The sequence below is a fragment of the Kordia sp. genome, assembly GCF_022447245.1.
GTDB lineage: Bacteria > Bacteroidota > Bacteroidia > Flavobacteriales > Flavobacteriaceae > Kordia.
Genome location: NZ_JAKVBC010000039.1, coordinates 37,507 through 49,799 on the forward strand (window position 1 = coordinate 37,507; position 12,293 = coordinate 49,799).

The window sequence follows — 12,293 nt, forward strand, 5'->3', positions numbered from 1 at the left end:
CTTTTCAAATAAAACAGACTAATCATTACAAAAATGATGATTCCTGCAATAGCGCTGAAAAAACCAGCGATAAATACTTTTAAACACAATAACTTTTTCTTGTTCATAATTTTTAGATGACAGGTATACGTATGTTTAAAAAAAGACAAAGTGGCGGAGAATATCCAAGCCACTTTGCCAGCCTAAAAATAATGATAGGTTCCCCTAAACCTAAAAAAATAGAGAGATAACACATTTTGCGTTTGCCTAGTATTCCCAGTAAACTAGACAATGAAAAATTAAAAACTTAATGAAAAAAATTAGTGCAACCTGTGTTGATCTCTCATCCCCATTTTTATTTGTGTATACTAACTACGTATACAACTTTCTTTTTCACGATATATAATTTATTGTTTCCGGTGTTTTCAGTATTTTTTTCCAAAAATCACTGTAAAAATTTGGTGTTTTTAATAATGTTTTATGATTACCATGTACTTTTGTTTCTCCTTCTTGCATGACATAAATTTCATCAGCAATTTGTTTTAAATAGTGTAAGTGATGTGAAATGAAAATGATGGTAATTTTTGACTTAAATTGTTTTAATAATTCAAAGACAAATAATTCTGTTTTTCTATCCATGGAAGCTGTAAATTCATCTAAAACCAATAGCTGAGGTTTTTTGTACAATACACGAATTAGTGCTAATATTAGCTTTTGTCCGCTTGATAAGTTTACGCCGCCTTTGCCTAACATAGTAGCATACCCTTTTGGCAAACGTTGAATAAAATCTTCGAAACCGTATTCTGTGATAAATGCATCTACATTTTGTAAGGTATCATCTTCACCAAGTACAATATTGTCAAATACAGTATTTGGGAAAATTGGAATTTCTTGTGGAATAACTCCGATAATATTTAGCCAATCTTTTGTTAATACCTGATGAAGCGGAATTTCTTTATTTACTATAATTTCTCCGTTAGTGTGTGTGTAGAACTTTTGAATAATTTGTCCTAAAGTACTTTTTCCACAACCGCTTTCACCAACAATGGCAATACATTGTTTTTGGGAAATTTTAATATTAACATTATTGAGTACTTGTTTTTTATCTTCAAAACCAAAAGACACATTTTTGATTTCGAGTGATTTAAACTTTTTTACAGGAGTTTTTCCAGTATCTTCTTCTTGCAACGCTGTAAACTCATGTACTCTATCAAATGCAACTTTTGCTTCGTTTATTGGAATGGCAACTAAGGCTAAACTTGCGACCGAAGGTAATAATGAACTTGCAATACACAAAACTGCTGTTAATTCACCAATGAGCATGGTACCGCCATACACTTGAAATGAGGTGTATATTAAAACGCTCATCAAAAATAAAACGCCAAATACACTTGAAAATAGCGACAATCGAACATTTATTTTTCCAAGTTGAAATACTTTATCTTGAAAATCGCCATAAACACGTTGATTCAACTTTTGAAAAACACCTTGTCTGTTGGTATTTTTAATAATAGATATATTTTGCAATGAACTGATATAATTACTTTCATTATCGGTACAGCTTTGCATCACTTCTTTTTGGGCTTTGATGATTTTTGTGTTAAAACCATACATCAATAAGAAATAAAACGGTAAGCTAATGGCGGCAATCAACCCAATATGCCAAGAATAGTAAAACAAAAAGCCTAGGGATACTATCGAAATAAGGGTATGAATCACTACGTTTCCAATGACAACTTTAATAACATTTTGAATGCGTTGTGTATCGTTGAATCTCGCTACCAATTCGCCAATCTTACGAGTATCAAAGAACGGTTTAGGTAAACTTAGCAACGAAGTATAAAATCGATCAATAATACGATTGTTTACGTTTTTACTCTGTGAAATTAAGAATTGATTACGCAAAGTAGTAAAATATGCTCTAATCAATAATAACACCGTTACAACACTCATGCTAATAATGAGCATTTTGGTATTTTTTGATGGTAAAATAACATCAATAAGCTGTTGAGCAAATACCGCAATGCTCATCCCTAAAATAGCAATGCAAAGGCCTAAAATAATACTGTAACCTATAGTTTTTTGGTCGGGTTTTATAATATTTAAAAACCACTGTTTACGTAATTCGTAGCGTTTGTTAAATTTTTCTGAGTTTTCATCGATATTCATCGATTGAATGATTTGGTATACAATGCCAAAAGCTAAAATCAAGATCGCTAGGATCAAGAAATAGATAATATTATCATTAGTTAGTTTCATCTTTTGGTGATTAGGGTTTCAATAATTCATCGTTGTACCGTAAATTGTTGCTGATTTTGGAAAGTTTGTTGATTCGCTACTAGTCGTTGGTAAGACAACTAGTAGCACGTTAATCAACAACCATACTTTAAGAAAGTATTCGTCGATCTAAATATTTACGAACTGAACATTGCGATAAAGAAATCGGCTAAACTTTATTTTCATGTTTTTCAGAAGCAAATAATTTAGATCTTCATTTGAAGTTTTTGTTATGAGAAAACTTCATTGCTTTTGAATCGCTTATCGTTTATTGTTACGGTAAATGTAAGATGAAAATTCCCCTAAAAACAAGAGAAGCTATTCACGATTTATAAATCTTTCATAAATTTTTATAAAAAAAATGTACCTTTGGTTTGATTGAAAACTTACCCGAACTTAGTATATATAGTTTACAGCCACCACCGATGATCTCTAAAAAAAGACCAATTAAAAACTCAGTATTTACAGTAGTGTTACTGCTTTTTAATATTGTTTTAGTTGCTCAAAACAATGTTATAAAAGCCAAGGATAATACTTCCAAAGTAACCAAGGCAAAGTCAAAAATAAACGCGCAAAAACGCAGCGAATTAGAAATGGCTTTACAGAAGGCAAAACAGACTGAAAACACCTCAGAAATAGCAAAAGCATACTACGAATATTCAAATTTTTATCTGAGATACTTGGATGAGTTATGTGTACGATATAGTGACAGTATTATATATTTAACGAAAGATTTAAAAAATAATAAAAGGTTTCCAGCAGATGGATATAATCAAAAAGGAAGGTATTATTATCGACTTGGAAAATACAAACTCGCACTTGATAATTTTACAACCGCATTAGATCGTGCTCCTGAAAATACAATACTACATGAAACAATCAATTTCAATATAGGTTTAATAAAAAATACGATCAAACGACATGATGAGTCTAAAAAAATATTTAAACAATATGTTCGTTTTTTAGAATCAAATGAAGATCAAATTAAAACCAAAAGCTATAACAGAGCTTTGTTTGCGCTTTCGCACTCATTTACCTACACAGGTGAATTTGATTCTGCTAGATATTATATTGATAAAGGAATGAAAAATAGCATGGCTATTAATGATCAAGATAGTTATAATTATTTTGTGTTAAATTCTGGAATTAACTCTTACTTTAAAAAGGATTATAAAGCTGCGCAAGATAGTTTGATAAAAGCGAAGAATACGTTTGCTAATGATAAAAATCAAATACTATCCCTAGCTTTTGCGTATTTATTTTTAGGAAAAACGAATAAGGCTTTAAATGAAGATAGTATTCAACACTTTATAAAAGTCGATTCTATTTTGGAAATAACCAAAGATGTAATGCCCGAATTATTAGAAGCTTATCCATATATTAAAGAATACTACAAGTCTAAAGGCGATCGGGAAAACTTAAATCATTATATGACTCAAGAATTAAGCTTTCGAGATATTTCTACAGCAAATTATGAGGATCTAGTTAAAAATATTGTTACAAATTATGATAATAAAATTCTAGAAAAAGAAAGAAACAAAATTATCAAGGAAATAAAAGAAAAGGATAATGTTATTATCATTGTATTGTTATCTCTGTTATTAGCTTTTGCAGGAGCAATTTATTATTTCTTTAGAAAACAAGTCATTCACAAAAAGCGTTTTCATAAATTACTAGCAGAACAACAAAAGAAAAAGGAACGCATAGCCCAAGAGACAAAAAAAGAACAAATAGTAGAAAAAAAGCCTTCAACTACTATTGAAAATACGATAAAAGAATTGCCAGAAGATTTGGTAAATGACATTTTAACCAAACTTGAAAAGTTTGAAGCAACAGATAAGTTTGTAAAGAAAAAATATACCTTGCCTCAACTGGCAAAAGAGTTAAGTACGAACGGGACTTACTTATCAAAAGTAATTAATGAAGTGAAGCAAGTAAACTTTTCTAATTACCTAAATCAACTAAGAATTGAATATGCTATTGAGCAAATCACAAATAATTCTCGTTTTAGAGAGTATACAATAAAAGCCATTGCTGAAGAATGTGGATTTAAAACGCAACAGTCATTTTCAGCTGCTTTTTATAAAAAAACAGGAATAAAACCGTCATTTTTTATACGACAATTAAAAAACAAGATAAAAAATATAAACAACTGATTTTCATTGCTTTGAAATTGTGTTTTTAACTTAAAATTTATAAATATTGTGTAGTTTCATTTGTTTTTATCCTAATAAAGGTCATACATTTGAGTATAACATTAAAACGAAAAAGAATGAGAAACCAAACTACATCCCTAAACAAATTGCTATTATCAAAAGTGAAAATAGCTACTGTAAGTGAGCAAGAAATGATTTTAGGTGGTGACCGCAAAAAAAGAGGTACCAACTCAAAAACAGGAGATAATGGTAACACAATGTTTGGCTACGTTGGTCCAGTAGATGAACTAGCATTCATGTGAAGTCATTTTAAAGTGCTAAAAGTGTGCAAGTCCTTTACCAAGATTTGTACACTTATTAATTTTCAGATTTTATGAGTAGAAAATTGCTATGTATTATTTTAATAATTCTCGTAAGTTGTTCAAAAGAACATTCGTTTCAACGAACGCTTCCTGATACTATTAAAGATAATACTACTGAAACATATCATGGGAAAGTAATTGCAGATCAATTTAGACCGTTGGAAAACATAAAAGATTCTATGGTTTTGGACTGGTATGAAAAAGAAGCTAATTATGCAAACAATATACTCAATAATATCACAAGTCGTGAGTTATTTCAAGCTCAAAAGAATGCTTCTAGCGTTCAAATTTCTGAGCTAACTTTTACGAACGACGACCATTATTATTACTTAAAAAAAGAAGCCAAAGAAATTACCGCAAAACTATACTGTAGGTATCAATTAAAAGGTGAGGAGATACTAATTTTTGATCCTAAAAACTATCAAACAATTTCAAGTGATACCTACTATATTAATTATTTTAACCCAAGTTGGGATAATAGTAAAATCGTGATTAGTCTTTCCAAAGATGATGAGGAAATTTCCAATATGATCATCTTAGACACAAAAACAAAAAAACAATATCCGCAAGTAATACAAAATGCCTGGCCAGTTGCGTTAGGCGGCGTACGTTGGTTGTCTGACGATAGCGGTTTTTTTTATGAATATGTCCCTGAGACTAATAGTGATGCTGAAGATTATTTGAAAAACGTAGAAACCGTTTTATATAAAATTGGAAGCAATCCAAAAAGGAGAAACGTATACTTTTCTAAAAAGAACAACCCAGAAATTAAAATGAATTCAGGAGATTTTCCTGAGATAATTCTACAAAATCCAAATGACAAGTATTTGTTCAGTAATGTTTCTGGTGCAAGTGCATATTATGAGTATTACTATACAGAATATGCTAATTTGTACAATACTAAAATAGCATGGCAACCTTTATTTAAGCAGGAAGATAAAGTGCCATTTTTTTATGTGATGGAAGATGATTTGTATTTTGTAACAGCTCGAAACGCTTCTAATTTCAAAATATGTAAAACATCATTGAAAAATCCAGATGTTCGCAATGCTGAAGTCGTAGTAGCAGAAGATCCAAGAGCAACTATTTCTGATTTTGTACTTACCAAACAAGGATTATTCTTTGTGAAAACAAAAAACGGAGTGTCTTCAAAACTTTATAAATTAGAAGATAGGGAAGTAGTAGAAATTCCAATTCCGAAACCAGCAGGAGCCATTTATTTGATTTCTAAAGGAACGAATTATGATGATTTATGGATTGAAGTTAGCGGCTGGACGACCAATGAAGTACGATACAAATACAATTCAGAGGATAGTACATTTATGGAGGAAAGTATCTATCCAAAAAAGAGCACTAAAAATTACGATGATATTGTTGTAGAAGAAGTAGAAGTACCTTCGCATGACGGAGTATTGATTCCACTTTCGTTAATTTATCATAAAGACACACAAAAAGATGGAAACAATCATGTAATGATGAGTGGTTATGGAACGTACGCTTTTTCCATGACACCAGAAGTAAATCCATTGATGATGCAATGGATTGATAAAGGAGGAATTTATGCTGTAACTCATGTGCGTGGAGGAGGAGAAAAAGGAGATACTTGGCACAAAGCAGGATTTAAAAAGACCAAACCCAATACATGGAAAGATTTTATTGCTTGTACAGAATATTTAATCGAAAAAAAATATACCAATCCTAAAAAAATTGCAGCCTGGAGTTCAAGTGCTGGAGGAATTTTAATTGGACGTGCTATTACAGAACGCCCAGATTTATATGCAGCAGCCATTGTGCGTGTGGGTAAACTAAATACCTTGCGCTCTGAAAATACACCAAACGGACTCAATGGTGTCAAAGAGTACGGAACTGTAAAAGCCCCGAACGAGTTTACATATTTATTAGAAATGGATGCATATCACCATATAAAAAAAGGAGAAAAATATCCTGCATTATTATTGACAGCAGGAATGAATGATACTAGAGTTCCGATGTGGCAACCTGGAAAGTTTGCCGCAAAAATGATTCAAGCCAATGCAGCCAATACTCCCATTGTATTCAATATCGATTTTAAAAGCGGACATGGATTTGATGCAAGTGCCGAAAAACGGAGTCGAGAATTACAAGACATGTTGTCTTTTGCATTTTGGCAAACTGGGCACAAAGATTTTACACTAAAAGAAAATTCATTTACAAATTAAAGATTGCTATTTTTTATTTTTCGAAATTAAGAATACGCATATTTTTACTAACTCAATCCAATAGAAAAGCCAGACCGAAACGTCTGGCTTTTCGCTTTGTTTTATTTTTAAATTGATTAGTAATTCATAGAATAGGTCAATGTATTGCTTCGGTTACAATTTTCACATTATCATCAATAACACGTTCTATCAGTAAACGTTTGGGGTCAATGGCAGCTTTTGCAGGAACTGTATCGACTTCAAATGTAAAGTTCATTTGCTTATCAGTAATTAATACACGTTTTACAACTAGCAATTCTTTTTCTTCATCGTCAGCATATAAACCAATTTCTACCCAATCATTTTGTGTGTAAAGAAGATACTGTTGCCATCGCAAGTGAAGTAGCATACTTAGAAAATTTTATTGCATTGCAAAAGATGCGACATCACAATCGTGGTCAAATTAGCTTTGAAAAAGATATTACTATTAATAGATTGCAAATAACGCCTATGATTTTGATTGTATTTTTAGAAAATGCTTTTAAACATGGTTTTGATTTGCTTGAAAAAGATGCTTTTTTAAAAATAGAACTTACCGTAAAAGAAAATTTACTTCATTTTTTTATTGAGAATAATTTTAATGAAGCTGATCAAAATAAATCAATAGGTATAGGACTTGAAAATGTAAAAAGAAGATTATCTTTAATTTATCCCAATACTCATGAATTGACTATTGTCAAAGAAAACACGTTGTTTCGCGTGGATTTAAAATTACATATCGAATGAATTGTATTACTGTAGATGATGAACCATTAGCACACAAAAATTATACAGAATTATTGTGTCAATCTTTCGTTTTTAACCATTGAAAGCGAATGCCATTCTGCTTTTGAAGCAATCAATTATTTACATGGACACGAAGTAGATTTGATTTTTTTAGATATCAATATGCCAAAGTTAAAAGGATTGGATTTTTTACGCACAATCAAAAATCCTCCATTGGTTATTATTACAACGGCTTATCAAGAATATGCGATGGAAGGTTATGAGTTGAATGTGATAGATTATTTATTGAAGCCCTTTAGTTTTGAGCGTTTTTTAAAAGCGATACAAAAAGCGAAAGATCACAAAAAGTTATTGGATTTATCAGTAACAGGAAGTTCCAAACCAAAAGCAATACAGTCTTCAACTCAAAAAACTACTGTGGAGCGTATCTTCATTAAGGGCGATAAAAAAATCCACCAAATACAATAAGATGATATTCTCTACCTAGAAAGTTTGGGGAGTTATGTAAAGATTCATTTAGAAAATGAAACCATTACAACACTAGATCGCTTAACTAATTTTGAAAAGACATTTCCTATAAATCAGTTTCTTCGCGTGCATAAATCTTTTATCATTGCTATAAAAAAAATCCTAACCATTGAAGGAAATCGATTAAAAATTGGGGAAGCTACCATTCCAATCGGGAATGTGTACAAACAAAATTTGACCAAAATCATAAAGTGATTGAATCATAAATTAATCCTCTATTTTACGTTTAATTTTTTCAATTCGAGTTTTATAATAATCAATAGGATTTATACTAAATGCTTTTTTTATGTGTATTAAAGCATTTTGATAATCGTTTTGTAATACATAATATTCTGCTATGGAGTCGTAAGCATTTGCGCTTTTAGGATAGTATTCAATGGCTTTTTCAAAGTACATTTTCGCTTTTTCCAATTGTTTCATTTCCATACTCATATAGCCTAACATATTAAAAAGCTCTTCAGGATAAGGCGGAACTTTATATCCAAAATGTTTTTGAAGTTTCTGAGCTCTATGGTTGATGATGCTCAGTAGTTCTCCTTTTGAAGTTCCTGGAGAATTTATTTTATCTGTTTCTTCCATTTGAAACCATTCAAAAATAAATAACAAACCGTCTCTAATTGAAGGTAGCGGTACTGTGCCATGTATATCTTTGGGATAAAACTTCCATGCAAAGCGCAAATCGGTGGGTTTATTTTTTTCTATAAACCTGGAAAACTCAATGATTGAACGTGGAAATAACGAGAATTCTGTTGTATCCTGCATTACATTATTAATATTGATTTTACTATTCTGTCTATGCAATTGACCACTTAATGAGATAAAAAGAGATTTTCCTGTAAACTTTTTCTTGGCTAATACTTTTTTAGCCTCTTTTAATAATTTTTGATGATCCCAATCTAGGCTTGGATCAATCGCTAAATAATTGTCAAATAAATCAGTGTGATGAATTAGTGTATTTATGGTAAACAAACCTGCATACGAATGTCCAATCAGTGTTCTATATGGTGTTGCTGGATACTTACTCTCAATATAAGGAATTAACTCATCTCTAATAAATTGTGTAAAGTTTTCGGCGCCTCCACTTTCTTGATTGAAGGAAATTCCTCTTCTTCTACTTATTTTTGAGGTGGTTAAATCTCGTGTTCTTTGCCTTCTGTTGGAAATTCCAACAATGATCATTTCAGAAGTAAAACCACTGCTATAATAGTTATACACTGCAAAAACAGCCCCTAAATGTACACCTCCGTCTAAAACATATGTAACAGGGTATTTTCGGCTACTATTTGGATCAAAACTTTCAGGGAGTTGCACCCAAAATTCACGATTTTCCTTTAAGTGATTTGAATACAAACTATCCAGTTTTCCTAACTCTATTAAATATTTTGATTGTCCAGATACCTTTGTAATTGCAAAACAAACGATTGCAATTAATAGAATTGAAGTGTTTTTTCTCATGTCAATGTAAATCTTATAATCTAAATCTACATGAATTATAAATACACAAATGATTTAATAGACTAATTTGGAGAATCTGCAAACATATAACTGATAAGCGTCTATGATTGCTTAAATTTTCAATAAGAAGACTTTTTTAAGGTAAGAAATACGCTATCTTTTAATTTTTTTTATCACTTTTTCCTTATAAGAATCACTAATAGGAATTTCAATTTCTCCAATTTCTATGTCGTTTTTAGTATAGGCAGAAATCTTGTTAATATTTACTATATATGAGCGATGGACACGTAAAAAATGATTGTTAAGCTCTTTTTCAAAAGCAGAAATTCCTCCTTTAAAAAGTATTTTTTTGTTCTCTAAATGAATTTGGAGATAGTCTTTTAAGCTTTCTATGTATAATACATCATCAAGTATAATCTTGATGTTTTTTTTATTGCTTTGAATATAAATGTGCTTATTGACTGAATCATTAATCCCAGTTTTAACACTCTCTAAAAATTTATGTATTGCTTTTAAAAATCGGGTGAAAATTATGGGTTTTAAAAGATAATCCACAACATTTAATTCATATCCCTCTAGTGCATATTCTCTAAACGCAGTTGTAAAAATAACCTTAGATGATATGTTTAGATTCTTGAGAAAGTCAGTTCCTTTAAGTAATGGCATTTCTATATCTAAAAAAATTAAATCAACTTTTTCTTCTTTAAGGACTTTAAAGGCTTCAATTGCAGATGCACAGGAAGCTACTAACTTAAAATTTTCTAGTTGTGACAAATGCCTTTCCATAAGCTCTCTCGCTAATTCTTCATCGTCAACGATTATACATGTATACATTAGTTAGTAATTAGATTTAAGGTTGCGCTAAAATTCTTTTCATTGTCATTTAGAGTTAAAACATGGTTATTTCCATATAAAATATCCAACTGTTTCTTAACATTCTGTAATCCTAATGACTGTCTATTTTTAGTCTCATTTTCGGTATTAATTATTGAGGGTTTGGTATTTTCTATTTTAAAAAAAATAGCACTACCATCTACCTTTAACGTGATAGTAATTCTTGCTTCATTAATTTCTTCACTTACTCCGTGTTTAAAAGCATTTTCTACGAAAGTAAGCAATAATAATGGCGCAATCTTCGCACCCGTTTCTACATCGTGCTCAAAATTTATTTTTAATCTTTTTCCATATCGTATTTTTTCTAATGCTATATAATTATCTAAAAGCTTTATTTCGTTGGTTAAAGGAACAAATTTGTCATTACATCTAAATAAAATATAATCTAATATTTCTGAAAGTTTATGAATGATCTCAGGCGCATCATCAGATTTCTTTAAAGTCAATAAATAAAGATTATTAAGAGTATTAAATAGGAAATGAGGGTTCAATTGATTCTTTAAAGCTTCTAACTCTGATGATTTTTTTTGCTCTTTTAAAGTCAATATCTCTTTTTGATTGCGATAGTATTCAAAGGCAGTTAAAATGGCTGTGGGTAAAATTAATGCCGTAAAATCGTGAAAAAACGGAAATAAATCTGTGATCTGTTCTAAAAATGTACTTTGGTGTCTAGTTAGGTAAACTTCTGGATATTTGGGAATTAAATAATAACTTTTAATAAAATTATATATTACATATGTTAAATAAGCCGCGATGATAATACTAATGACGAACAAGCCTCTTTTCTTATTGTTCAATAACTTTGGAATCAAAATAAAAAGCACAAGATATGTGAGACCTACTTGAACCAATAACGAAAAAAACATATTTTCAAATAAGAACATTTTGTTTGTATCAAAAGGCCATCTAGCTCCAATATAATAAGCAAGCAATAGTATCCAAAACAGCAAATGGAAAAGTGTTTTTTTGTGAAAGATTTTGTTTTTGATAGTTCTCATTTGCGTAAAGGTTAACAATACATAATTTTTAAGCAATTAATATAGTTCTAAATTTTAAGAGAATTAGAAAAATTGACGAATAGAAAGAAACTGCAAACATATAGCCAATAAGTGACTATGTTTTTTATTTACCATACTTGGTGTTTAAAAAGAGCAACATTTAGATTGCAGAAAAAGTATGATGAATTGATAGAGAGTGTAAAGAAAGTTATTTAAAACTAAAAAGCAAGCTATTTAGCTTGCTTTCCATTTATTTGTGACCTCGAACCTTTAAAGTACGAACTTTTTATTGGAGGGTTTGAGACCTATTAGTATGTTTATGAAAGAATACAATTCCTTATTGATAGCATTTTAAATTATTAATAATGAAACACAATTCAAACAAACATCGTCAACCTATAATTGGTAGTATAAACCACATCGTAAGCGTTTTTCAAAACCTTATTGAGAACGCTCAAGTATTTAACAAGTTTATCAACAAACAAAGTTTAAACTTAAAAAACTTATCAAATATTCAATTTCTTTGTTGAATGCTGTCTTATTATTAAAAAAAAACTACAACTTCCCATTATGATCATTATTAAATAATAAAATCATAATTCAATTTTATCTAACACGAGATCCTAGTTAAAAAAATAGTATTTTTAAGGAATTAGTGATCATTCCCCCATTTAGAGGACA

The 12,293-nt window shown here is 30.2% G+C and carries 11 protein-coding genes; 6 read left to right on the forward strand and 5 right to left on the reverse strand.

Annotation, left to right across the window (positions count from 1 at the left end):
* Window positions 1-372: 372 nt before the first annotated feature.
* On the reverse strand, window positions 373-2,238 hold the full coding sequence (locus tag MK119_RS20575; RefSeq protein WP_290682897.1) for an ABC transporter transmembrane domain-containing protein: 1,866 nt from the start codon (window positions 2,236-2,238) through the stop codon (window positions 373-375).
* 392 nt (window positions 2,239-2,630) lie between these two features.
* On the opposite strand from MK119_RS20575, the gene MK119_RS20580 reads away from it, so the two are divergent.
* The 3 genes from MK119_RS20580 to MK119_RS20590 all read left to right on the forward strand — a co-directional run bounded on the left by MK119_RS20580 (window position 2,631) and on the right by MK119_RS20590 (window position 6,972).
* Window positions 2,631-4,412, forward strand: a complete 1,782-nt coding sequence (locus tag MK119_RS20580) for a helix-turn-helix domain-containing protein (protein WP_290682899.1) — start codon at window positions 2,631-2,633, stop codon at window positions 4,410-4,412.
* 116 nt (window positions 4,413-4,528) lie between these two features.
* The gene (locus MK119_RS20585; RefSeq protein ID WP_290682901.1) at window positions 4,529-4,714 is read left to right on the forward strand and encodes a hypothetical protein; all 186 of its coding nucleotides are present in this window, start codon (window positions 4,529-4,531) and stop codon (window positions 4,712-4,714) included.
* A 71-nt stretch (window positions 4,715-4,785) separates the two neighbouring features.
* Window positions 4,786-6,972 carry a prolyl oligopeptidase family serine peptidase gene (locus MK119_RS20590; RefSeq protein WP_290682903.1) on the forward strand — a complete coding sequence of 729 codons (2,187 nt, stop codon included), beginning with the start codon at window positions 4,786-4,788 and terminating at the stop codon, window positions 6,970-6,972.
* Between the two features lie 136 nt (window positions 6,973-7,108).
* On the opposite strand, the gene MK119_RS20595 is transcribed toward MK119_RS20590, so the two are convergent.
* Entirely contained in the window at window positions 7,109-7,360 is a 252-nt protein-coding gene (locus MK119_RS20595) for a hypothetical protein (protein ID WP_290682905.1), read from the reverse strand.
* A gap of 29 nt (window positions 7,361-7,389) precedes the next feature.
* Between MK119_RS20595 and MK119_RS20600 the strand changes: the two genes are divergently transcribed.
* The 3 genes from MK119_RS20600 to MK119_RS20610 all read left to right on the forward strand — a co-directional run bounded on the left by MK119_RS20600 (window position 7,390) and on the right by MK119_RS20610 (window position 8,460).
* Window positions 7,390-7,737 carry a hypothetical protein gene (locus tag MK119_RS20600; RefSeq protein ID WP_290682906.1) on the forward strand — a complete coding sequence of 116 codons (348 nt, stop codon included), beginning with the start codon at window positions 7,390-7,392 and terminating at the stop codon, window positions 7,735-7,737.
* Window positions 7,738-7,815: 78 nt separating this feature from the next.
* Window positions 7,816-8,205, forward strand: coding sequence for a response regulator (locus tag MK119_RS20605; protein ID WP_366512850.1), 390 nt, complete (start codon window positions 7,816-7,818; stop codon window positions 8,203-8,205).
* A gap of 24 nt (window positions 8,206-8,229) precedes the next feature.
* Window positions 8,230-8,460, forward strand: a complete 231-nt coding sequence (locus MK119_RS20610) for a LytTR family DNA-binding domain-containing protein (protein ID WP_290682908.1) — start codon at window positions 8,230-8,232, stop codon at window positions 8,458-8,460.
* 12 nt (window positions 8,461-8,472) lie between these two features.
* Here the strand turns inward: MK119_RS20610 and MK119_RS20615 are convergent, their stop codons facing one another.
* The 3 genes from MK119_RS20615 to MK119_RS20625 all read right to left on the reverse strand — a co-directional run bounded on the left by MK119_RS20615 (window position 8,473) and on the right by MK119_RS20625 (window position 11,612).
* Window positions 8,473-9,720 carry an alpha/beta hydrolase-fold protein gene (locus tag MK119_RS20615; protein WP_290682910.1) on the reverse strand — a complete coding sequence of 416 codons (1,248 nt, stop codon included), beginning with the start codon at window positions 9,718-9,720 and terminating at the stop codon, window positions 8,473-8,475.
* Between the two features lie 153 nt (window positions 9,721-9,873).
* Window positions 9,874-10,554 (reverse strand): response regulator transcription factor, encoded by a 681-nt coding sequence (locus tag MK119_RS20620; RefSeq protein WP_290682912.1) that lies wholly within the window; start codon window positions 10,552-10,554, stop codon window positions 9,874-9,876.
* Complete coding sequence (locus MK119_RS20625; protein WP_290682914.1) at window positions 10,554-11,612, reverse strand: histidine kinase; 1,059 nt, start codon at window positions 11,610-11,612, stop codon at window positions 10,554-10,556. The genes MK119_RS20620 and MK119_RS20625 overlap by 1 nt, the downstream gene beginning before the upstream one ends.
* Window positions 11,613-12,293 lie beyond the last annotated feature (681 nt).

Excerpts from the sequence above, each read along its gene's own strand:
- MK119_RS20625 (WP_290682914.1), bottom strand. The coding sequence starts at position 11,612 with ATGAGAACTATCAAAAACAAAATCTTTCACAAAAAAACACTTTTCCAT.
- MK119_RS20585 (WP_290682901.1), top strand. The coding sequence starts at position 4,529 with ATGAGAAACCAAACTACATCCCTAAACAAATTGCTATTATCAAAAGTG.
- MK119_RS20615 (WP_290682910.1), bottom strand. The coding sequence starts at position 9,720 with ATGAGAAAAAACACTTCAATTCTATTAATTGCAATCGTTTGTTTTGCA.
- MK119_RS20600 (WP_290682906.1), top strand. The coding sequence starts at position 7,390 with ATGCGACATCACAATCGTGGTCAAATTAGCTTTGAAAAAGATATTACT.
- MK119_RS20590 (WP_290682903.1), top strand. The coding sequence starts at position 4,786 with ATGAGTAGAAAATTGCTATGTATTATTTTAATAATTCTCGTAAGTTGT.
- MK119_RS20575 (WP_290682897.1), bottom strand. The coding sequence starts at position 2,238 with ATGAAACTAACTAATGATAATATTATCTATTTCTTGATCCTAGCGATC.
- MK119_RS20595 (WP_290682905.1), bottom strand. The coding sequence starts at position 7,360 with ATGCTACTTCACTTGCGATGGCAACAGTATCTTCTTTACACACAAAAT.
- MK119_RS20620 (WP_290682912.1), bottom strand. The coding sequence starts at position 10,554 with ATGTATACATGTATAATCGTTGACGATGAAGAATTAGCGAGAGAGCTT.